The 20,722-nt window shown below is 63.1% G+C and carries 18 protein-coding genes, 1 tRNA gene and 3 pseudogenes; 10 read left to right on the top strand and 12 right to left on the bottom strand.

Translation table 11 applies throughout. The features are described 5' to 3' along the window. The 3 genes and pseudogenes from ABWP50_RS08990 to ABWP50_RS08980 form a co-directional block, all read left to right on the top strand. A pseudogene (locus tag ABWP50_RS08990) lies at positions 1–249 on the top strand (peptidase S10); the annotation flags it as partial. Between the two features lie 283 nt (positions 250–532). Then, positions 533–1,252 (top strand): hypothetical protein, encoded by a 720-nt coding sequence (locus ABWP50_RS08985; protein WP_353217660.1) that lies wholly within the window; start codon positions 533–535, stop codon positions 1,250–1,252. Positions 1,253–1,256: 4 nt separating this feature from the next. Continuing rightward, positions 1,257–2,573: a M48 family metalloprotease gene (locus tag ABWP50_RS08980; protein ID WP_353217659.1), complete on the top strand. Its 1,317-nt coding sequence runs from the start codon at positions 1,257–1,259 to the stop codon at positions 2,571–2,573. 233 nt (positions 2,574–2,806) lie between these two features. Here ABWP50_RS08980 and ABWP50_RS08975 read toward each other — a convergent pair whose 3' ends face one another. After that, positions 2,807–3,796, bottom strand: coding sequence for an acyltransferase family protein (locus ABWP50_RS08975; protein ID WP_353217658.1), 990 nt, complete (start codon positions 3,794–3,796; stop codon positions 2,807–2,809). Positions 3,797–4,325: 529 nt separating this feature from the next. On the opposite strand from ABWP50_RS08975, the gene ABWP50_RS08970 reads away from it, so the two are divergent. Beyond that, positions 4,326–6,005: an alpha/beta hydrolase family protein gene (locus tag ABWP50_RS08970; protein ID WP_353217657.1), complete on the top strand. Its 1,680-nt coding sequence runs from the start codon at positions 4,326–4,328 to the stop codon at positions 6,003–6,005. A gap of 13 nt (positions 6,006–6,018) precedes the next feature. Here ABWP50_RS08970 and ABWP50_RS08965 read toward each other — a convergent pair whose 3' ends face one another. Further along, positions 6,019–6,444 carry a DUF1801 domain-containing protein gene (locus ABWP50_RS08965; protein WP_353217656.1) on the bottom strand — a complete coding sequence of 142 codons (426 nt, stop codon included), beginning with the start codon at positions 6,442–6,444 and terminating at the stop codon, positions 6,019–6,021. Positions 6,445–6,510: 66 nt separating this feature from the next. On the opposite strand from ABWP50_RS08965, the gene ABWP50_RS08960 reads away from it, so the two are divergent. Next, positions 6,511–7,731: an argininosuccinate synthase gene (locus ABWP50_RS08960; RefSeq protein WP_353217655.1), complete on the top strand. Its 1,221-nt coding sequence runs from the start codon at positions 6,511–6,513 to the stop codon at positions 7,729–7,731. Between the two features lie 36 nt (positions 7,732–7,767). Here the strand turns inward: ABWP50_RS08960 and ABWP50_RS08955 are convergent, their stop codons facing one another. The 5 genes from ABWP50_RS08955 to ABWP50_RS08935 all read right to left on the bottom strand — a co-directional run bounded on the left by ABWP50_RS08955 (position 7,768) and on the right by ABWP50_RS08935 (position 10,880). Then, positions 7,768–8,433 (bottom strand): SDR family NAD(P)-dependent oxidoreductase, encoded by a 666-nt coding sequence (locus ABWP50_RS08955; RefSeq protein WP_353217654.1) that lies wholly within the window; start codon positions 8,431–8,433, stop codon positions 7,768–7,770. 13 nt (positions 8,434–8,446) lie between these two features. Continuing rightward, positions 8,447–9,094: a MarC family protein gene (locus ABWP50_RS08950; RefSeq protein ID WP_353217661.1), complete on the bottom strand. Its 648-nt coding sequence runs from the start codon at positions 9,092–9,094 to the stop codon at positions 8,447–8,449. A 14-nt stretch (positions 9,095–9,108) separates the two neighbouring features. Next, a complete protein-coding gene (locus tag ABWP50_RS08945; RefSeq protein WP_353217653.1) occupies positions 9,109–9,984 on the bottom strand; it encodes a bifunctional 5,10-methylenetetrahydrofolate dehydrogenase/5,10-methenyltetrahydrofolate cyclohydrolase in 876 nt (291 codons plus the stop codon). After that, positions 9,981–10,292 carry a YggT family protein gene (locus ABWP50_RS08940; RefSeq protein ID WP_353217652.1) on the bottom strand — a complete coding sequence of 104 codons (312 nt, stop codon included), beginning with the start codon at positions 10,290–10,292 and terminating at the stop codon, positions 9,981–9,983. Before ABWP50_RS08940 ends, ABWP50_RS08945 begins: the two co-directional genes overlap by 4 nt. Before the next feature lie 228 nt (positions 10,293–10,520). Then, a complete protein-coding gene (locus ABWP50_RS08935; protein ID WP_353217651.1) occupies positions 10,521–10,880 on the bottom strand; it encodes a hypothetical protein in 360 nt (119 codons plus the stop codon). 213 nt (positions 10,881–11,093) lie between these two features. Between ABWP50_RS08935 and ABWP50_RS08930 the strand changes: the two are divergent. The 4 genes and pseudogenes from ABWP50_RS08930 to argB all read left to right on the top strand — a co-directional run. Continuing rightward, a pseudogene (locus ABWP50_RS08930) lies at positions 11,094–12,275 on the top strand (esterase-like activity of phytase family protein); the annotation flags it as partial. 180 nt (positions 12,276–12,455) lie between these two features. Then, positions 12,456–12,566, top strand: a pseudogene (locus ABWP50_RS13605) (PEPxxWA-CTERM sorting domain-containing protein); the annotation flags it as partial. Positions 12,567–12,639: 73 nt separating this feature from the next. Then, positions 12,640–13,509, top strand: coding sequence for a 3-hydroxybutyryl-CoA dehydrogenase (locus ABWP50_RS08925; RefSeq protein WP_353217649.1), 870 nt, complete (start codon positions 12,640–12,642; stop codon positions 13,507–13,509). Positions 13,510–13,516: 7 nt separating this feature from the next. After that, the gene (gene argB, locus ABWP50_RS08920; RefSeq protein ID WP_353217648.1) at positions 13,517–14,416 is read left to right on the top strand and encodes an acetylglutamate kinase; all 900 of its coding nucleotides are present in this window, start codon (positions 13,517–13,519) and stop codon (positions 14,414–14,416) included. Positions 14,417–14,540: 124 nt separating this feature from the next. On the opposite strand, the gene ABWP50_RS08915 is transcribed toward argB, so the two are convergent. The 4 genes from ABWP50_RS08915 to ABWP50_RS08900 form a co-directional block, all read right to left on the bottom strand. Then, positions 14,541–15,371 (bottom strand): sterol desaturase family protein, encoded by an 831-nt coding sequence (locus tag ABWP50_RS08915; RefSeq protein ID WP_353217647.1) that lies wholly within the window; start codon positions 15,369–15,371, stop codon positions 14,541–14,543. A gap of 141 nt (positions 15,372–15,512) precedes the next feature. Continuing rightward, positions 15,513–18,317 (bottom strand): valine--tRNA ligase, encoded by a 2,805-nt coding sequence (locus tag ABWP50_RS08910; RefSeq protein ID WP_353217646.1) that lies wholly within the window; start codon positions 18,315–18,317, stop codon positions 15,513–15,515. 46 nt (positions 18,318–18,363) lie between these two features. Then, complete coding sequence (locus tag ABWP50_RS08905; RefSeq protein WP_353217645.1) at positions 18,364–18,645, bottom strand: DUF2497 domain-containing protein; 282 nt, start codon at positions 18,643–18,645, stop codon at positions 18,364–18,366. A 52-nt stretch (positions 18,646–18,697) separates the two neighbouring features. Further along, a complete protein-coding gene (locus tag ABWP50_RS08900) occupies positions 18,698–19,333 on the bottom strand; it encodes a protein-L-isoaspartate O-methyltransferase family protein (protein WP_353217644.1) in 636 nt (211 codons plus the stop codon). A 144-nt stretch (positions 19,334–19,477) separates the two neighbouring features. Between ABWP50_RS08900 and ABWP50_RS08895 the strand changes: the two genes are divergently transcribed. Next, positions 19,478–19,551 (top strand) — tRNA-Cys (locus ABWP50_RS08895). A gap of 25 nt (positions 19,552–19,576) precedes the next feature. On the opposite strand, the gene ABWP50_RS08890 is transcribed toward ABWP50_RS08895, so the two are convergent. Continuing rightward, positions 19,577–20,722: M20/M25/M40 family metallo-hydrolase (locus tag ABWP50_RS08890; protein ID WP_353217643.1), on the bottom strand; the 1,146-nt coding region annotated here is incomplete at its 5' end.

The raw sequence follows: 20,722 nt of genomic DNA, 5'->3' as shown, positions 1-20,722 counted from the left end.
ATCAACGTCGCCCCCGGCCTCGCCCGCACCTTGCGCGAAAACAGCCGCGTGAAGGTGTGGGTGGGGCAGGGCTGGTATGATTTCGCCACGCCGTTCCACTTCGCCGAATACAGCATGAACCGCCCCGGCTGGCCCGAAGGCCGCACCGAATTTCATTACTATGATGCTGGCCACATGATGTATGTGCGCGGTGCTGACCGGCTGAAATTGTCGAATGATCTGAGGGATTTCATCCGCCGCCAGAAGTAAGGCCAAGCGGGCCGTGGCCGCCCCGGCCACGGACTCCGCGCAGCGCCCGGCCGGCGGGGCAGGCGGCCCACCGCCGCCTGAACCCGTTCGACGACGCGGCTTCGCCGCGCCTTTTCCTTCCCTTTCCTCGACCTACCCAGCGGACTCGGCGGCTCTGCCGCCGGCCGCGTGGACAAGTACGCGGGAGATAGCCAGAAAACAGGCCGCCGCCGCCAATATCCTCCGACACCCAACCCGCTTGTATTCGGGCTGACCACAGCCTCTCGGCAACCGACCACTGATCTTGGGTCAGATTCGCCATAAACATCCCGAAACTGTTGCTGTCTTCGATCCGGCAACACTGCGCCAGCCTGTTGACAGATCACACTGTTTCCCTAATCTTCTCCTCAGGGGAGCGGCAATGGACATATTAGAGCTGCGGTTTATCGAACGACTGCTCATCGTCTTTATTGGCGGCATGTCGATCTATCTGGGATACCGGCTTTTTATCAATCTGCCGACCCAGCAGGACAGTTCGGGCGAACTCAAGCTGCCTGGTGATTTCAGACTTGTCCTCTCGCGTGTTGGCCCCGGCGTGTTATTCTCGCTGTTCGGCGCTGCAATCCTGATCGTCTCGCTGGTGCACGGCCTGCGTTTCGACACCGCTCCCCAAGTGGCGGCGACCACCAAAACGGCGGAACAAGCGAGCCTAGCGGGCTTTCGCTACGCCAGCCCGGCCGCCGATGCCAATCGTCTCTCCGCTCTGCGCGATGCCGCGCGCGGCACGGTTGCCGAGCTTGATGGCCTGTCCACGATTTTGGCGGAGGACGTGTCGCCGTCGCGCCGCAATGATGTCAACAAGGCGATCGTAGCCAGCAAACTTGCGCTGATGGCTTCGGTATGGGCTGATGATTGGGGTGAGTTTGCCGTGTTCCGCAATTGGGTGACCGGCGGCGCGATTGATCCACCGCCGCCCGGTGTGAAGCCCGAGGCCATTGCGGCATTTGGCCAAATCGGGGGTTAGTCTGATGCGCGCGCGTGTCGGCCTGTTGCTTCTGGCGTTGCTGGTCCCGCCTTCGCCAGCGGCTGCGCAATGGGCGGGCTTTTATCCGCGCGCACGGCTTCTCGAAACCCAACGCACGATGCCAGCCAGCATCGAAGAGAATTTTCGCGAGGTGATCTGGCCCGAGCTTTCGAGCGCAGAAAAGCTGAGGCTCGGCCGAGTCACGCTCGCCTTCCCGCTCGAAAATGCCGGCTCGGCCGTCAACTTCTACGCGAGTGCAGGCACGGGTGGGGGCACGATCACTATCCCCATCTCATCGGTGCGCTTGTTTGCCGACATCGCGATCGCCTCCGCTTGGCTCAACGAAATGGGCTATAAAGGTGAGGATAAGGTTGCCGATTATCTGCTGGTGCTCCGCCATCGTTACCCTGACGGCCTGGCGGGCCAGCGCCACCGTCCGCTCGAAGCGCTCGGCATACCCGCCAATGCGCTCGACAATCCGCGCGTCAACAGCCTTTACCAAAAAATTGTCGCGACAGCGATCGTCTTCATCATCGGTCACGAGCTTGGCCATCTTTATTACGGCCACCGCGTGGACGTCACGCCCGCGCGCTCGCGGGCTGACGAGGTGCAGGCGGACGCATTCGGCCTCGAACTGATGCGCCGCATCAAGGACCCGCCGTCTGGCATGGCGGTTTACTTCTATATGCAGGCGCACCTCAACCAGCCAGACAGCATCCTGCGAGCACGATCATACGCGACGCATCCACTTGATTCGGCGCGTATGCGGGCGCTTGCCACCGGAATTGCCCTCAACGCCGAGAGCTTTACGCTCGGGGGCACGTCGCCCGCTGCGCTAAACACGATCGTCGCCAAAATCCTCGAAGTTGCTGGCCTGCTTGACCGTCCGGGCGTGCAAGAGGTGATGCGCAAACGCGGCCAGACGCTGCGCTTTGATCAGCTCGCGGTGCATCAATCCGGTACGGCACGCCCGCTGCCTGCGGCGCCCGCGCCGGCTGGTGCCACGCAGCTATTCGCGGGCAATTACACCGGCAATTGGCTCCACGCCGGCGGAACGATTTTCCCCACGACAATGCAGCTGACGCGCACCGGGAACAGCGTGAAGGGCAGCTACAGCTTTGGCAAGGGCGGCGTCGCCGGCAACGCCAGTATCGACGGCATCATCGTGAACGGCGCGCTCTATTATGATTGGCGCTGGGGCGATGGTTTTTTTGGAAAAGGCATTCTCCGACCGACCGCTGCCAACCGTGTGCTTGTCGGTACCTGGGGCTACACCCGCGCTGAACAGGGCGGCGGGACATGGATACTCGGTCGCCCGTGAGGCCATGACCGTGTGGTTTGAGCGCTTTGCGACCAAGTTGGATCAACGTCATCGCGCCACTGCGTGACCCTTGGGGGCGGGGCGATTTTGCTGTGGGGTTGCACCGCTCGCCAGTTGCGAAGCTTATGCATCACGCCCTCCTCGCGCCTTGCCCCGAACCAAAATCTGCTCAGTGCCGCTGATCCAGGTTGCTCGGAAAGCACTCCGGGGCGGTGCGTCAGCAATTCGTGCCACTATACCCCGGTATTCCTCGAGGAAGCTCGCCAAGCCTTTGCCACCCTGAGAATAGGTCTGAAATCAAAAAGGGCTTCAACCGCAGGGAAACGTTCCCGTAAAAGCTGTAATGCTGTCCCCAGCGCCAGGACCCACAGGAACAGCAAGATGTAAAACAGGGTTCCGCTCCATTCGGGGTTCCAGGGAATCCATCGCGCTGAAATCACGAGTGCGGGAAAATGCGCAGCATAAAACACAATCGAATTGCGACCAACCCATTCGAATGGCGCTGATGCAGCCGTAGTTTTGAAAAACATTGAGGCCCACAGAACGAAAGCGATCAAACCTGCAGGTACCCAAATATATAGTGGATCATATTTTATTGGGTGACCAAATACACTAATCATACCACCCAATATTGCTGCACATAGTCCAACGATTGCTATCGGTGCTGTAACCCGGCCAACAAGATTGCGACTCAAAACAATATGCCCACCTAGAAAGAATGCAAATAACGAAGCAAATCGGTCAATTCGCAACACACCCGGCAGGACCCCTGACAAGACGACACAAACGAGAACCACGGGAATTAATGGAACTGACTTTCGTATCAACACCAGCGCAATCATGTAGAATGCGCACAGAAACCAAAGATACCAAAGCACGGACGGTGCACTTATAGGCGTTTTTAGAATATTTTCCAAGGTGAGCCGATTTTCAGCAGCATAAATAGCAATGCTCCAAACGAGAAAGGGCCAAAATATCAGGTAGAATTTCCCCGAAAGGTAATCCGGCGTCGGTTTTCCCAGAGACTTGTGTAGAAGCATACCTGATAGGAACATCAGTAAAGGAATGCGGAATGGATCCATAAACAAGTTGAAAATCGCAAAGCCTTCGAAGAACGTGTGGGACGCTACATCTCCTGTTACATAAGCGGCGTGACCAAAAATCACGAGAAGGACGCAAATCCCACGTATGAAATCCATCCATTGCAATCTACGACTTGCCATACCGCTAAATCCATTCGTATATTTTGCCGGGGCGCCAAAATCCCCGGCATCAACGCTCTTTGGCCCATGGCAGGAGCATGCAGCCCCAGGTGGCTTATGGTGCCAACATGACATCTGTCAATCGGCGCGCAGGCAGGGCCCGTTTAGGGGCGTGAGCGGGTTCCAGGCAGGCACCATTCCAGCTTCGCAGCCAAGATTGCGCTTTAACGATGCTTGCCGAGCTCGCGGCCCTTGATGCCAGGGGCCCTTTTCTTCACGCCGGATACCGCGCCGCCCTCATCGCCCACAACCGCCGCGCCATTTCGGCCAGCACGGGCACACCGACATCGACCATTTTCAACCAAATTTGTTGGTCAGGTATGTTTCCATAGCAACGAATATTTCATGTAGGTAATGGAGCCGAACCTCTCGGTCGCGCCTGCTCCGAGGCATTCACCCCCCAATCCGTGCGCTATAATTCTGAAACAAGCCTGATAATCGATACGCAGCGCCAATCAGCGGCTATGGCTGCACCGGACGGGGGAATGTGATGATCCGCAAAGGCTGGTGGCTGTTTTTGTTTGGGCTGGCGCTGGTGCTGGGTGGTTCGTGGCAAGCGAGCCGCATCCAGACCGCTGCTGGCATCACTGTCCAGGATATCCGCTTCCGGTCGCCGGCCGGCACAGTGATGAGCGCGCTGCTTTATGTGCCGCCGGGTGCCACGGCGGCGAGCCCGGCGCCGGGCATTCTTGCCGTGCATGGCTATATCAACAGCCGCGAGACGCAGGACGGCTTTGCCATCGAATTTGCCCGGCGCGGCTATGTCGTGCTGGCGCTGGACCAGACCGGCCACGGCTATTCGGGCGGCGCGGCGTTTTCGGAAGGCTTTGGTGGTCCGGCTGGGCTGGCGTATCTGCGCGGCCTGCCGATGGTGGACAAGGCGAATATTGGCCTGGAAGGGCATAGCATGGGCGGCTGGACGGTGCTTGCCGCTGCCGCGGCCATGCCCGATGGCTACCGCGCCATGGTATTGGAAGGCTCCTCAACCGGAAAGCCGTTCGCTGCCGATGGCACGCCGGTGTGGCCGCGCAACCTGGCGCTGGTGTTCAGCCGCTATGACGAATTTTCCAAAATCATGTGGGATGTCGACCGTGCCCAGGATGTGGCGAGCAGCGTCAAATTGCAGGCGGTGTTCGGCGCCAAGTCCATCGTTCCCGGCCAAATTTACGGCAGCATCGCCGATGGCACTGCACGGCGCCTGACACAGCCCGTCACCACCCACCCCGGCGACCATATCAGCCATGCCGCGATCGGCGACGCGCTGGACTGGTTTGGCCAGACGCTGGCGGGCGGCACGCCGCTGCCGCCGGGTGACCAGATCTGGTTCGGCAAGGAAATCGCCACCGGGTTCGCACTCGTCGGCTTCTTCGCCATGCTTGTCGGCAGTTTCGATGTGCTGCTGGCGCTGCCGGTCTTCGCGCCGCTGCGCCGAAAGCCGCCCGCCGCCAGCCCCAACCGCGATAAAGGCTGGTGGCGGCAGTTCGCGCTGACCGCGTTGGTGCCGGCGCTGATTTTCTTCCCTGCCTTTATCCTCGTCACGCTGGCGCTGCCGCCGTCGGCGTTGCTGCCGCAAACCGTCACCACCCAGGTGACGCTGTGGGCGCTGCTGAGTGCCGGCATCACCTTGCTGCTGCGGCGGGCCACTCAGCGCCTCGCGCCGCATTGGCTGCGGTCCGCGCTGCTGGCGTTGGCGACGATTGGCATCGGCTATGGCGTGCTGGCGGCGATGGCGGCGTGGTTCACGGTGGATTTCCGGTTCTGGGTGCTGGCGCTGAAACCGCTCAGCCTTGATCAGTTTCGCATCGCGTTGGTCTATCTGATCCCGATCAGCTTTGCGCAGGTGGTGACGCTGGGTGCGCTGGCCCGGCTGGCGGTGGCGGGCGATGGCTGGCTGCTGCGCTATGGCAGCGCCAAGCTGGCGCTCGCGGGGGGATTTATCTTGCTGCTGCTGGTCGATTACGGCGTGTTTTTCGCAACAGGCCAGTTGCCGACGGCGTTCGATCCGTTGACCAGCGTTATCGCGATTCAATTCGTGCCCTTGCTCGCCATCATTGCCGCCATTGGCACCTTTGCGTGGGCACGCACAGGCAGCGCCGTGCCGGGCGGGTTGCTGTGCGGGCTGTTCGTGACCTGGTATGTGGTAGCAGGCACCGCCACGCAGGTTTCATGACGGGCGCGGCCGTTCACGCCGGATAGCGTTCCGCCATCATCGCCCACGACCGCCGCGCCATTTCGGCCAGCACGGCCATATCGATATCGGCCAGTTTCTTCACATAGAGGCACGACACGCCGGTCGCCGCCTTGCCCAGCTGCGCCAGCAGGTCGGCCTGGCCGTCGAAGCCGTCGATCAGATAGAGGACGTGCTGGGCCTTGCGTGGGGAGAAGCCGAGGCGGGGCCAGATGCCGGTGCGGCCGGATTTGTAGGTGTAGCTGTATTGGCCGTAGCCGATGATGCTGGTGCCCCACAGCACGGGTGGGCAGCCGGCGATTTGTTCCAGCAGCGCGGCGATGGCCTGGGCTTCTTCGCGGCGGCGTGCAGGCTCCACTGCGGCGAGGAAGGCGCCGACGTCGGCATCGGTGGGCAATGTCTTTGCTGCTTCGGCCATCATGCGTCCTCCGCTTGCGCTTCGGCAGCTTAGCAAATAGGCGCGCAACGACAAGATGAAGGAATGACCATGGCTGATTCGATCAAGAAAGTGGTGCTGGCCTATTCGGGCGGGCTGGATACGTCGGTCATCCTGAAGTGGCTGCAGACCGAATATGGCTGCGAGGTGGTCACCTTCACCGCCGATCTGGGCCAGGGTGAAGAGCTGGAGCCGGCGCGGGCCAAGGCGTTGCTGCTGGGCATCAAGCCGGAGAACATCTTCATCGATGATCTGCGCGAGGAATTCGTGAGCGATTATGTGTTCCCGATGATGCGCGCCAATGCCCTGTATGAAGGCCAATATCTGCTCGGCACGTCGATCGCGCGGCCGCTGATTGCCAAGCGCCAGATCGAGATTGCCAAGCTGGTCGGCGCCGATGCCGTGTCGCATGGGGCCACCGGCAAGGGCAATGACCAGGTGCGGTTCGAGCTGGGCTATTATGCGCTCGCCCCCGATATCCGCATCATCGCGCCGTGGCGGGAATGGTCGCTGAACAGCCGCGAGGCGCTGATCGCCTTTGCCGAAGCCAACCAGATCCCGGTGGCCAAGGACAAGCGCGGCGAAAGCCCGTTCAGCACAGATGCCAATCTGCTGCACACTTCCAGCGAGGGCAAGGTGCTGGAAGATCCGTGGGAGGAGGTGCCGGACTATGTCTACAGCCGCACCGATCATCCCGAAGATGCGCCGGACGCGCCGGAATATATCACCGTGGATTTTGAACGCGGCGACGCAGTGGCGGTGAATGGGGAGGGGCTGTCACCGGCGACGCTGCTGGCGAAATTGAACGAACTGGGCAAGCGCCACGGCATCGGCCGGCTCGATCTGGTGGAAAACCGCTTTGTCGGCATGAAATCGCGCGGCATGTACGAAACGCCGGGCGGCACCATCTTGCACATCGCGCACCGCGGTATCGAACAGATCACGCTGGACCGCGGCGCGGCGCATCTGAAGGATGAACTGGCGATCAAATATGCCGGGCTGCTCTACAATGGCTTCTGGTTCTCACCGGAACGCGAGATGTTGCAGGCGGCGATCGACCATAGCCAGACCAAGGTGAGCGGCACCGTGCGGCTGAAGCTGTACAAGGGCAGCGCCAGCGTGGTGGGCCGCAAATCGCCCAATTCGCTCTATTCGGCCGGCATCGTGACGTTCGAGGATGACGCCGGGGCCTATGACCAGCGCGATGCCGCTGGCTTTATCAAGCTGAATGCGCTGCGGCTGCGCTTGCTGGGGCGGCGCGACGGGCGTTAAGCGCGTCGCCAATAACAAAACTGCGGGCGGTAGGCCTCACCAGGCGATGGTGTCGCCCTTGTAATCAACATAGCGCTGGCCGGGCGGTTTGGCGCTTTCGATCACATCGGCCAAGCCCTTCACGCTGGTGGTGACATCGATATCGGCGCCGTCGCCGCCCATGTCGGTTTTCACCCAGCCGGGGTGGAGATTGAGCACGGCGATGTTGCGGCTGCCGATGTCCTGCACGGCAAAGCCGCGGGTCAGGCTGTTGAGCGCTGCCTTGGAGGCGCTGTAGAGTTCGGCATAGCCGTGGCTGCGGCCGCCGACGCTGCCGAGCACCGAGGTCATGAAGCCGATGCTGCCGCCGTCCTTGATCAGCGGCAGCAGCAGGCGCGCGGCGCGGATGGGGGCGATGGCGTTGGTCCAGAACAATTGCGCCACCAGATCGCGGCTGGCGGTACTGGCGGTATCGGTGCGGTTGCCGATGATGCCGGCGTTGATCAGCACATGATCGAACATCGTGCCGGCGTGGGCGGCGGCCAGTGCCGCGACGCTGTCCGTATCATCGATATCCACCACGGCGGTGGTGGCGCCGGTGGCGGCAAGTTCGGGTGCGGCGGTGCGGTGGGTGGCCACCACGTGCCAGCCGCGCGCCATCAGCTCGCTGGTCAGGCCCAGGCCGATGCCGCGTGATGCGCCGATGATGAGTGCGTGTGGCATGATGGACTCTCCGTTACAGGCCGAAACTCTGCTTGATCCCGTCGATGACGAACTGTGCCGCCAGCGCCGCCAGCACCACGCCCAGCAGGCGCGTGAGTGCGCCTTCGAATTTGGCGCCCATCAACTTCATGATCGGCCCAGCCGCCAGCAGCGACAGGAAGGTGAGCAGCAGCACGGCCAGCAGCGCCACCAGCACCACGGCTTCGGCCGCGACATCGCCGGCGGTGCGCGCCGACAGCAGCATCACCGATGCAATCGCTCCCGGCCCGGCCAGCATCGGGATCGCCATTGGGAACACCGAGATATCTTCGGCTTCCAGTGGTTTGCCGGATGCTGCCGCCGATGATTTCACCTCTTCGGCGCGGTTTTCGCGGCGCTGGGTGCGTTTTTCGAACACCATGTCGATGGCGATGATGAACACCATGATGCCGCCGGCCACCTTGAAGGCGGGCAAGGTGATGCCAAGCGCCGACAGAAAGGCTTCCCCGCCCAGTGCAAATGCCACCAGCACGCCGGTCGCAATCAGGCTCGATCGCACCGCCATCTGGCTGCGGTGGCGCGGCGAAGTGCCAGCGGTGAGGCTGGAGAAAATCGGCACGCAACCCAGCGGATCGATCACCACAAACAGGGTGACAAACGCCGAAATGAACAGCTGAACCAGCGGATCGCCCAGCATCAGGCGGCACTGCCGTGGTGGGCGTTGGCCGCCGCCAGCGTGTTGGCCAGCAGGCAGGCGATGGTCATCGGGCCAACGCCGCCGGGCACGGGCGTGATCCAGCCCGCGCGGGCCAGCGCGCCTTCGAAATCAACATCACCGGTCAGCCTGGTCTTGCCGTCCGGCAGCGCGATGCGGTTCATGCCGACATCGATCACGCAGGCGCCCGGCTTGATCCACGCGCCTTGCACCAGATGCGGCACACCCACCGCGGCCACCACGATATCGGCGCGCGCCACATGGGCGGCCAGATCGCGGGTGCGGCTGTGCGCGATGGTGACGGTGGCGGACTGCGCCGTCAGCAGCGCGGCCATCGGCTTGCCAACGATCGAGCTGCGCCCGATCACCAACGCCTCGGCGCCGCTGATATTGCCCAAGGCGTCGTTGATCATGATCAGGCAGCCCGATGGCGTGCACGGCACCAAAGCCGGCTGCCCGATCGCCAGCCGCCCGGCATTCACGGGTGTAAAGCCATCGACATCCTTGGCCGGATCGATGGCGGCAATCACCGTATCGGCATCGATCTGCGCCGGCAGCGGCAATTGCACCAGGATGCCGTCCACCGCTGGATCGGCGTTCAGCCGCGCAATCAGCGCCAGCAGATCGGCTTGGCCCGTAGCGGCCGGCAGGCGATGTTCGCTGGAGATCATGCCGACTTCGCGTGTGGCCTTGCCCTTGGCGCCGACATACACGGCGCTGGCGGCATCATCGCCCACCAGCACCACGGTCAGCCCTGGCGCCCGGCCGTGCACGGCAACGAACTGCATGACGCCCAGCGCCACGTCGCCGCGCAAGGCTGCTGCCCGCGCCTTGCCGTCGATCACCAACGCCGTCACTTCAGCAGCAATCCGGTGTCCAACACCAGCGCCGGCACCAGTTGCTGCAAGCCGGCCAGCACCAGCCACAGCACCGCCGGCGACAGATCGACGCCGCCGAAATCCGGCAACACGCGCCGGATCGGCCGCACCATCGGGGCATAGATGCGATCAAGCCCGTTCAGGATGGCGCGCACCACCGGATTGCTGACATTGACGATATTGAACGCCACCAGCCAGCTGGAGATCGCCCACACCACCAGCCCCCAGATCAGCAATTGGGTGACCATCGTGAAGATGTTGATAAGCGCGAGGATCGTGTTCGACATAGGTCATGGCCATACAGGCTGCCCCAGCGCCCGGCAATGGTGAGCGACTTTGCCGCAAAGCGCATCCTGCCGGCCGACAGCAGCGTGTTGCACGCTCTGGCTCTGGTGAGGGCACAGGGCAGGTGCAGGGGGCAGGCGCGGGGGGGGGGCAGGCGCACCTGAAAAAATGGGCGGCACGGCATATACCGGGCCGCCCAGATTGATCGGGCAATTGCCGCAATTGGCAGCTCAGCTGGGTTTTTGCATGTCCTTGCCGGCGTCTTCCAGTGCCTTGCCGGTGTTCTGCTTGGCCCGTGCGGCGGCGGCGTCGGCGTTGTCGCCGGCACGCTCAATGGCCGCCTCGGCGTTGTTGCCGGCACGCTCCATGGCTGCGCCGGCATCGCCAGCCGCCTTGTCGATGGCATCGCCGGTCTTTTCAGCAGCGCGCTCGGTGGCATCGCCCGCAGCATCCAGATTGTTGGCGGTATCCTGCTCGGCCGATTGCGCGGCTTCGTTGGTTTCCTTCTTGGTTTCGGCCGAACAGGCCGACAATGTCAGCGCTGCGACGCCGGCCAGCAAAACGGCCGCGGTATTGGCAAAAATGGTCATGATAGGGGCTCCTTTGGCCTGAACGATGTCAGCCACTGTTTGATGCCCCCGCACCTGCTCATACAGCCAACCGGGTGATTGTCCAAATTGGCGTTGCCAGCCGCATTTCAGCCGGCGGGGTCGAGCCTTGTTATGAAAACGTCCTCGAACTGTAACATGTTTGCCATTTACTATGGTTAACGTTGCGCAGGTTAACATCTGGGGGAATGTATCATGCGCACTTTGCTTCTCGCGGCCGCCATGCTGGTTGCCGTTCCGGCGTCTGCCGCCATCACCTATGTCGGCAAGATCGACGTCCCCGGCGGCGCCACCGATCTGTCAACGCTGGGCAACGGCCCCAATCTCAACCGCCTCAGCTTTGGGTCGGACATGATCTATGATCGCCGGCTCGGGGTGTTTCATGGCATCAGCGATCGCGGCCCCGGCGGCGGCACCATCGATTGGGCACCGCGCATCGAAACCTTTCGGGTCGATACCGCAGCCAATGGCGGCATCAGCAATTTTCAGGTGATCGGCACCACCGAATTTCGCCAGACCAATGGCCAGGTGTTCAGCGGGCTGAACCCCAGCCGCCAACCGGCCGGCGCTGGCGTGCTTGGGCCGGCGCTGGATTCCGAAGGCATCGCCCGCCTGCCCAATGGCAATTTCCTGGTGGCTGACGAATATGGCCCGTCCGTCTATGAAACCAAGCCGAATGGCACCTTCGTGCGGGCCTTCACCCAGCCTGCCAACGTGTTGCCGCGGGACGGCAATGGCAATCCCGATTTCGCCAACGGCCGCCCCACGATCGTGAACGGCCGGCAGGACAATCGCGGCTATGAAGGCTTGACCGTTTCGGGTGACGGCAAGACGGCGTGGGGCATATTGCAGGATCCACTGGTCAACGAAGGCGGGAGCAATGATGGCCGCCGCAGCCGCAATCTGCGCATCGTGCAGTTCGATGTCGCCACCGGCCAATCCACCGGCCAGTTCATCTACCGGCTCGAAAGCATCGCCGACATCAATGCCCGGCTGCCAGCCGCAAACGCGTTCGGCGCCACCAATCAGGGCCGCAGCATCGGCGTGTCGTCAATCACGTGGGTCGGCGGCACCAAATTCCTGGTTATCGAACGCGACAATCGCGGCCAGGGCCCGGACAATCTGATCACGCCCAATGGCCCGGCGGGCACCAAGCGTGTGTATCTGATCGATCTGGCCGGCGCCACCGACGTGTCAGGCACCAGCCTGGCCGGCAGCAATGGCTTGCCTGGCGGTGTGACAGCCGTCAGCAAGACGCTGTTCCTCGATGTGCAGGCCGCGCTTGTTGCGGCCGGCGAAATCATGCCGGAAAAACTGGAAGGCCTCGCCATCGGGCCGCTGCTGGCCGGCGGCGGGTTTGCGCTGTTGCTCGCCACTGACAATGATTTTTCGGTCACGCAAAACGCCGATGGCATCCAGTTTGATGTGTGCACCGATGGCACCGCGGCGTTCACCCAAGTCGCTCTTGGCGCACTCTGCCCGACCGGTCAGGCACTGGTGCCATCACGGCTGTACAGCTTTGCTGTCACCGGCGCCGATTTCGCCAGCTTTGACAAGGCAGCCTTCGCTGTGCCGGAACCGTCGAGCTGGGCGATGCTGATTGCCGGCTTTGGCCTGGTTGGCGCAGCCATGCGCCGCCGCCGCCGGGCTGCCGCGCTGGCCGCCTGAATTTTTCGCGGCTTCGGCATTTGCCGGAGCCGCGACAGCGGCTAAGGCGTCTCCCACAACCAGGGAGCGAAACATGCAAACAATCGGAGTCATCGGGGCCGGCCTCATGGGCAATGGCATCGCGCATGTTTCGGCGCAGGCCGGTTATGATGTGATCCTGTCGGATGTGGCGATGGCGCGCTGCGAGGCGGCCAAGGCCACCATTGCCAAGAACATGGCGCGGCAGGTGAGCAAGGGCGTGCTGGCGCAGGCCGATGCCGATGCCGCGCTGGCCCGCATTGCGCTCAGCACTGATGTGGCTGATTTCGCCGCCGCCGATCTGGTGATCGAAGCTGCGACCGAGAATGAGGCAACCAAGGCCAAGATTTTTGCCGGCCTGAACGATGTGCTGAAGGCTGATGCGCTGCTGGCCAGCAACACCAGCAGCATCTCCATTACACGTCTTGCCGCCGCCACTGGCCGCGCGGATCGGTTTTGCGGCCTGCATTTCTTCAATCCGGTGCCGCTGATGGCGCTGGTGGAAATCATCCCCGGCCTCGCCACGTCCGCCGAAACCACGGCCGCGATGCAGGGCTTTGCTGCCAAGCTGGGCAAAACGGCGATCCTCGCCGGCGATGCGCCCGCCTTCATTGTCAACCGCGTGCTGTGCCCGATGCTGAACGAAGCGATTTTTGCGCTGGGTGACGGTGTCGGCAGCGTGGTGGATATCGATACCGGCCTGAAACTGGGCGCCAATCACCCGATGGGGCCGCTCACGCTGGCCGATTTTGTCGGGCTCGATACGCTGCTCAGCATCATGCGGGTGATGCAGGATGGCACCGGCGATCCCAAATATCGCCCGGCGCCGCTGCTGGTCAAATATGTCGAGGCCGGCTGGCTGGGCCGCAAATCCGGGCGCGGTTTCTATGATTATTCGGGTCCAGAACCCGTGCCGACCCGGTGAGCAAACCATGAGCGCCCACGCCCCCCACCCCGACATGCTGGCCAAAACCGAAACGCTTATCGAGGCGCTGCCCTATCTGCAGCGCTATGCCGGCAAGATTTTCGTGGTGAAATATGGCGGCCACGCCATGGGCGATGCCGAGCGCGCCCGCGATTTTGCCGAGGATATCGTGCTGCTGAAAGCGGTGGGCATCAATCCGGTGGTGGTGCACGGCGGCGGGCCGCAGATCGGCAATCTTTTGAAACGGCTGGGCATCGAAAGCCGCTTTGTCGATGGCCTGCGCGTCACCGATGCCGCCACGGCGCAAGTGGCGGAAATGGTGCTGGCCGGCAGTATCAACAAGGAAATCGTTGCCCACATCGCCCAGGCCGGCGGCCGCGCCGTGGGTATCAGCGGCAAGGATGCCGGGCTGGTCACCGCCACCAAGATACAGCGCACCATCAAGGACCCCGGCAGCGCCATCGAACAAGCCGTCGATCTCGGCTTCGTCGGTGAGCCCGCGCACGTTGACCGCAGCATCATCGACACGCTGGTCGCCGCCGGCATCGTGCCGGTGATCGCGCCCGTCGCGGTGGGCACCGATGGCCATACCTACAATATCAATGCCGATACCATGGCCGGCGCCATCGCCGGCGCGCTGAACGCCGCGCGATTGTTCCTGCTGACGGATGTTGCGGGGGTATTGGCCAAGGACGGTTCATTGATGACCGATCTGACGCCGGCCAGTATCGCCGGGCTGATCAGCGATGGCACCATCACTGGCGGCATGATCCCCAAGCTGGAAACCTGCGTCGCTGCCGTTGGGGCTGGCGTCGACGCCGCCGTCATCCTCGATGGCCGCGTCCCGCACGCCCTGCTGCTCGAAATCTTCACCCGGCGCGGGGCGGGGACTTTGGTGCGAGCGTGAAGAAATATAGAGCCGCCGGCGGGCAGGGGTGACCCCTGCACCCGCTTGTCGGGGTTCACCCCCGGCCCGGTCAACACCCTGGCGCTTACTCTAGCCAGTTAAGCATAGTGTCCCCGGAATTTTTTTACGCCGGCCCCTGCAAAGGCGCTGATTGCGTTTCGATCGTTCGCGCCGGCTCACGCTCGGTCACTTCACGGAAGATTTGGCGATAACGCGGGTGCTCGGTGCTCATCAACCGGTCCCAGACGGTGAAATACAGCCCGAAATTGTGATTGAAGCTGCCGTTGTGATGCAGATCATGGTGCGTGGTCGTGGCAAACAGCCCCCAGAACCAGTGATCGGCAAAACCGCTAGGCATCAGTTCAACCCCGGCGTGCCCCATGACATTGCGCAGGATCATGATGCCAAGAAATGCGAACATGGCAATGAACGGTGTCGGCACCAGGATCACCCACAGCGCAACGAACAATGCTTCCAGCACCGCTTCCAGCGCATTGAACGAATAGGCCGCAAACGGCGTTGGCGTGACCGACTTGTGGTGCAACAGATGCACATGGCGGAACAACCGGCGATGGTGAACCATGCGGTGCATCCAGTAAAACCAGCTATCGTGGGCAACCAGCAACACGCCGACATACGCCAGGGTTTCGGCCACTGCGGGCTGGCCCTGATAAAATCCCGCGGCAAAGCCATTGGCCTTCAACCAGACCGCCGGCGTCGCCACCAGCGCATAAACCAGTACGCTGCGCAGCGATGCCGCCCATTCGCGCCGGCGATCAGCCGCAGTGGCAGACCGTGATTGCAAACGGCGAACCTGCCACGGCGAGCGCAAGACCGCAGCAACGATCGCAGTCATCGCCAGTGCTGCGATCAGATAACGGCCACCGTCGAACAGAAACACCCGGGGAAACACCCGCCACGCCGCATCGGCAAGAGAAAGTGTGTGGGGGATCATATGATCATACTTGCCACGCGCCGTGCACTTGCACAACTGGCCAGCCGATTGGATGCAACAAAGCGGCGGTCGGGGACTCGGTTGGAAAAAGGCAGGGTCTCCCGCGGGCAGGGGTGACCGCTGTCCGCGGGAGGCAGCAGTCTACCCGAGCCGGCCCAACGCCGCCGCCAGCCGCTGCGCTTCGGCGCTGCGGGCATCATGGTCTTCGCGGGCTTTTTCCACCGCTTCGGGTTTGGCTTTTTCGGTGAAGCCGGGGTTGCTGAGGCGGCCGGCGAGGGCGTCGCGTTCCTTGATGGCGGCGGCGAGGGCCTTGTCGAGGCGGGTGCGTTCGGCGGCGAGATCGATGACGTCGCCGAGGGGGATCAGGAAGGTGGCTTCATGGTGGACGAGTTGCAGCCGGCCACCGGCGGCAGTTTCTCCGGGCGCGATGCGGGCCAGCCGTTCCAGCGCGGGGGCGTTGGCGGCGAGGCGCGCGGCGGTTTGCGGGGACGCGCCTTCGACGGCGAACGCCAGCCGCGCCGAGGGCGGCACGTTGACTTCGGTGCGCGCCGAACGGATTTCGGAGATAAGCCCGATCAGCCAGTCGATATCGGCGCTGGCGGCGGCGTCTTCGGGCAGGGCGTCGGTGGCCACCCATGCCGCCAGAATGAGATCATCGCGGATGGCAAGTTGGTGCCACAATTCCTCGGTGAGGAACGGCATCACCGGGTGCAGCATCACCAAGATCTGATCGAGCGCCCAGCCGGCGACAGCGCGGGTTTCGGCGGCGACGGCTTCATCAGCGCCTTCGGCGAACAGCGGCTTGATGAGTTCCAGATACCAGTCGCAAAACCGGCTCCACACCAGCCGGTAGATGGCATCGGCATAGGCATCGAAGCGCAGATCGGCGATGGCCTGTTCCAGCGCGCGCGCCGTGGTCTTGATCTCGCCGATGATCCAGCGGTTGACCGGCTGCGCGGCGGCGGGCGGCAGCGGCGACGTGCTGCCGGCAATACCGTTCATCTGGGTGAAGCGCGCGGCGTTCCACAGCTTGGTGGCGAAGTTGCGATAGCCTTCGATGCGGGATTCGCTCAGCTTGATATCGCGGCCCTGGGTTTCCATGGCGGTAAGCGTGAAGCGCAGCGCATCGGCGCCATATTTGTCGATTAGGATGAGCGGATCGACGGTGTTGCCCTTGGTTTTGCTCATCTTCTGGCCCTTGGCGTCGCGCACCAGGCCGTGGCAATAGACGGTGTGAAAGGGCACGCGATCTTTGGGGTCGCTCCGCTCCGGGCCCATGAAGTGCAGGCCCTGCATCATCATGCGGGCCACCCAGAAGAAGATGATGTCAAAGCCGGTGACCAGCACATCGCCGGGGTAGTGGCGGGCGAGATCGGTCGTTTGCTCCGGCCAGCCGAGGGTGCCGAACGGCCACAGGGCGGAGGAAAACCAAGTGTCGAGCACATCCTCGTCACGGGCGAGTCCGATTTCTAACTTTTTATCCCTCAAAGTGTAAGGATTAACTGGATCAACCGAGACCGCAATTTCGAACTTTTGTTCTAGATTAGCTTGATAAAAGGCTTTGGCCTGCTTCAAGGCATCTTCTTCTGTTTCCGCAACAAAGATAGGCGGATCACTCTGTTTGCGGTCGTCAAAAGGCACCCCAAACTCAAGGAGTGTCATTGACGGCCCTTGCCACGCCGGAATCCGGTGCCCCCACCACAATTGCCGGCTGACGCACCACGGCTGGATATTCTCCATCCAGTTGAAATAGGTTTTTTCCCAAGTCTTGGGCACGAACTGCGTGCGGCCATCCTGCACGGCGGCGATGGCATCCTTGGCGAGTTCGGCGGCGTTCACATACCATTGGTCGGTCAGCCACGGCTCGATCACCACGCCCGAACGATCACCATAGGGCATCTGGATGGTCTTTTGCTCGATGCGCTCGATCAGGCCGGCGGCTTCGAGATCGGCGACCACCCGCTTGCGCGCGTCTTCGCGGGTCAGGCCGACATAGGCTGCGGGCACGCCATCTGCCGCGCAGATGCTGGCTTCGGCATCGAGAATATTGATGTAACCAATCGCCTTGTTGCGCTCATACACCGCCCAATCGTTGAAATCATGCGCCGGCGTGATCTTCACCGCGCCGCTGCCAAGTTCCGGATCGGCATGTTCGTCGGCAATGATGGGAATGCGGCGGCCGGTAATTGGTAGCAGAACATGCTTGCCGATGACGGAGGCGTAGCGCGGATCATCGGCGTTCACGGCCACGGCGGTATCGCCCAGCATGGTTTCCGGGCGGGTGGTGGCCACGATGATATGATCGGCGCCGCTGTCCAGCAGCGCGCCATCGGCGAGCGGATAGCGGATATGGGTGAACGTGCCGGCGACTTCGCGGGTTTCGACCTCAAGATCGGAAATCGCGGTTTTCAGCTTGGGGTCCCAGTTCACCAGCCGCTTGTCGCGGTAGAGCAGGCCCTGATTGTACAGCGTTACGAACACCTTGAGCACGGCCTTGTTGAAGCCCTCGTCCATGGTGAAACGCTCGCCGGCCCAATCGCAGCTGGCGCCCAGCCGGCGCAATTGGCCGGTGATGGTGCCGCCGCTTTCTTCCTTCCATTCCCACACCTTGGCCACGAACGCGTCGCGGCCCATGGCGGTGCGGCCAGGCTGCTGCGCTTCGGCCAGGCGGCGTTCCACCACCATCTGCGTGGCGATGCCGGCGTGATCGGTGCCCACCACCCAGCGCGCATCGCGGCCATTGAGCCGGTGCCAGCGGATCAGAATATCCTGCAGCGTGTTGTCGAGCGCGTGGCCGATGTGCAGGCTGCCGGTGACGTTGGGCGGCGGGATGACGATGGTGAACGGCTTGGCATCGGGCCGGGCCGGGCGGAACGCGCCTTCGCGCTCCCACCGGGCATAAATGGTCTGTTCAAAACTGGCGGGGTCAAAAATACGGTCGATCATCGCCAAGGCGATAGCCGCTGGCGGGCCCCTACGCTAGGTCCCGGCGTTAGAGTTTGCCCGTCATCCGGCGGATTTCCTCGCGGGCGATTTTCTCGACGATTTCCGGCATGTGCGCGTCCAGCCAGGCCTTGATATGCGGGCCGAGCATCTGCCGGATCAGCGTATCCAGTGTCATGGCGGTGACATCTGGTGGCAGCGTGATGGCCGCCAGTGGCATAATATCCGGTTCTGGTGGCGGTTGCACCGGTTCGGGTGCCGCCTCGCTGCCCGTAACCCGGGCGCGGATGGAGGCAAGAATGGCATCAATGGAGGCAGGCTGCTCGTTCATCGGCGGACAAGACTAACAGCTGCTGGAAAAACCGCCAGTGCCGCGCGGACGATCAAAAGGCGAATTCGCTGGCGCGGGCAAAGCCGGGTAGCGGCGGCGCGGCCATTTCGATGAACGGCAGGCCGGCAAGATTGCCGGTAGCCGTCAACGCGCCGGCATAGCCGCGGCCAACCCCGGCCTGGCGCACCACAGCGGCGATGCGGCCCGCCGCTGCCAGCTGCGCGGCGATAGCCGAAGGCACGGTTTCGATGCTGCCTTCAAACAGGATGAGATCATAGGGCGCGGCGCTGGGCCAGCCGGCCGTGAGCGGGCCGATCACACTGGTAACGACGGCGGCCAGCGCGATTGCAGCCAGCCCGGCATCGGATTCCAGTGCCGTGACCTGGGCGCCCATGTGGCTGAGAATGGCCGCCGAATAGCCGGTGGCGCTGCCCACCACCAATACGCGCTGGCCGGGCTGCACCTGCGCATGTTGCAGCAGCAGCGCCAGTGCCAGCGGCGCCAGCAAATGGCGGCCGCGTGCCACTTCGTGCGCAGCATCGGCATAGGCGAGGCCAGCCAGTTTTGCCGGCAAAAAGGCTTCGCGCGGCACGTGCGCAAACGCTGCCAGCACGGCGGCATCGGTGACGCCAACCGTCTTGAGCTGCGTATCAACCATTGTCTGGCGCAGGATGGCGGGGCTGGTCATGGCGGTGGCTTTGCCCTGTGGCGGCGCGCGGTGCAATGCTGAAATTGCCCGAGATGGCCGTGCGGCGCCTGGCAACCGAACCGCTGCGGCCTAAACACCATTGCCGATCATGGCGCGGCTTGCTAAGCCGCGCGTCCGCAGCGAGGCCCGATGGCGGAGTGGTGACGTAACGGACTGCAAATCCGTGCACCCGGGTTCGATTCCCGGTCGGGCCTCCATCTGCACTTGATAGCGCCCTGGCGGCTATTGTGTCCGCCGCAGGGCCCTTCCGCCGAAGGTGACGATGCTTTCGCTGCCATCGGCGGCCAGCGCCGATACGCCGACAAACATGTCATCGACGATCATGTCCTTCAGCACGGTTTCGGTGGCCATCACCGGCACGTCGCGGTGCTGGGTCCAATCCTGCGCGTCGTTGCGGCGCCAGTGCACACGGTAGGCGGCGGCGCCGGCCACGGCGGTCCAGCTGACCTTGGTATCGCTGCCCACGGCGCCTTGCAGGGCGACTTCGGCCGGCGCCGGCGGGGCGGCGGCCAGGCGCTTGATCGCCGCGACGTTGATGGCGGTCACCTTGGCCAGATAGGGGAAATCCATCTTGTCGGCGGTGTCGCCATACACGATGCCGCCGGCGGTGCGCAGATCCTGGTGCTGCTGGTTGTAATTTTCGATGCCAACTGAAAAACGCACTGCCGGAAAGCCCAGCCGCAGGAACGGCTCATGATCGCCGCCGCGCCCGAACCGATCCGGCCGGCGATCGACGAACACGTCAAGACCGCCCTTAAGTCCTTGTGCGGCATGGTCGATTGCCTTGGCCAGCGCGCGGCTGGGGCCGTCATCTTCGCCGCCATTGCCGCGGCGCAATTGCTGTTCCGGCGTGCCTTCGGAAAAGCGGATGCCTTCGGAAAACACCCGCACCCGGTCCGCCACCCGGGCGCCGTTCTGGCCGACGGTGTTGCCGACGATATCGTTGTTGAGCACCGCGCTGACCAGCCAGCCGCGGTCCCTGGCGGTTTCGGCCAATAGCGTGCCGCCCATCAGGCCCTGTTCCTCGCCCGACAGGGCGGCGTAGATGATGGTGGCATCGAATTTCTGCTTTGATAACAAGCGCGCCGCCTCGATCACCAGCGCCACGCCTGATGCGTCATCATTGGCCCCCGGCGCATCACTGCTGGCGTTCATCGGGTCCGAAACCCGGCTGTCGATATGGCCTTGCACGATCACCACGCGATTTGGGTCCCGCCCGGCCTGCACGCCCAACACATTGATAATATTGACGCCCTTTGGCGCGCGATCGTTGGTGAACACCCGCTCCAGCGTCGATACGGTGATGCAGCCGCCGCAGCCCGCGCCGATTTTGGTCATCTCGCTGGCATACCAGCGCCGGGCCGCGCC

This window comes from Sandarakinorhabdus sp. (assembly GCF_040398645.1).
Classification (GTDB): Bacteria; Pseudomonadota; Alphaproteobacteria; order Sphingomonadales; family Sphingomonadaceae; genus Sandarakinorhabdus.
The sequence above is the reverse complement of the archived record's forward strand: the minus strand, read 5'-3'. Positions and strand labels throughout refer to the sequence as shown.

Coding starts and splice junctions, on each gene's coding strand:
- argB (WP_353217648.1), top strand. CDS start 13,517: ATGAGCGCCCACGCCCCCCACCCCGACATGCTGGCCAAAACCGAAACG.
- ABWP50_RS08905 (WP_353217645.1), bottom strand. CDS start 18,645: ATGAACGAGCAGCCTGCCTCCATTGATGCCATTCTTGCCTCCATCCGC.
- ABWP50_RS08975 (WP_353217658.1), bottom strand. CDS start 3,796: ATGGCAAGTCGTAGATTGCAATGGATGGATTTCATACGTGGGATTTGC.
- ABWP50_RS08900 (WP_353217644.1), bottom strand. CDS start 19,333: ATGACCAGCCCCGCCATCCTGCGCCAGACAATGGTTGATACGCAGCTC.
- ABWP50_RS08935 (WP_353217651.1), bottom strand. CDS start 10,880: ATGACCATTTTTGCCAATACCGCGGCCGTTTTGCTGGCCGGCGTCGCA.
- ABWP50_RS08960 (WP_353217655.1), top strand. CDS start 6,511: ATGGCTGATTCGATCAAGAAAGTGGTGCTGGCCTATTCGGGCGGGCTG.
- ABWP50_RS08910 (WP_353217646.1), bottom strand. CDS start 18,317: ATGATCGACCGTATTTTTGACCCCGCCAGTTTTGAACAGACCATTTAT.
- ABWP50_RS08925 (WP_353217649.1), top strand. CDS start 12,640: ATGCAAACAATCGGAGTCATCGGGGCCGGCCTCATGGGCAATGGCATC.
- ABWP50_RS08965 (WP_353217656.1), bottom strand. CDS start 6,444: ATGATGGCCGAAGCAGCAAAGACATTGCCCACCGATGCCGACGTCGGC.
- ABWP50_RS08970 (WP_353217657.1), top strand. CDS start 4,326: ATGATCCGCAAAGGCTGGTGGCTGTTTTTGTTTGGGCTGGCGCTGGTG.
- ABWP50_RS08915 (WP_353217647.1), bottom strand. CDS start 15,371: ATGATCCCCCACACACTTTCTCTTGCCGATGCGGCGTGGCGGGTGTTT.
- ABWP50_RS08940 (WP_353217652.1), bottom strand. CDS start 10,292: ATGTCGAACACGATCCTCGCGCTTATCAACATCTTCACGATGGTCACC.
- ABWP50_RS08980 (WP_353217659.1), top strand. CDS start 1,257: ATGCGCGCGCGTGTCGGCCTGTTGCTTCTGGCGTTGCTGGTCCCGCCT.
- ABWP50_RS08955 (WP_353217654.1), bottom strand. CDS start 8,433: ATGCCACACGCACTCATCATCGGCGCATCACGCGGCATCGGCCTGGGC.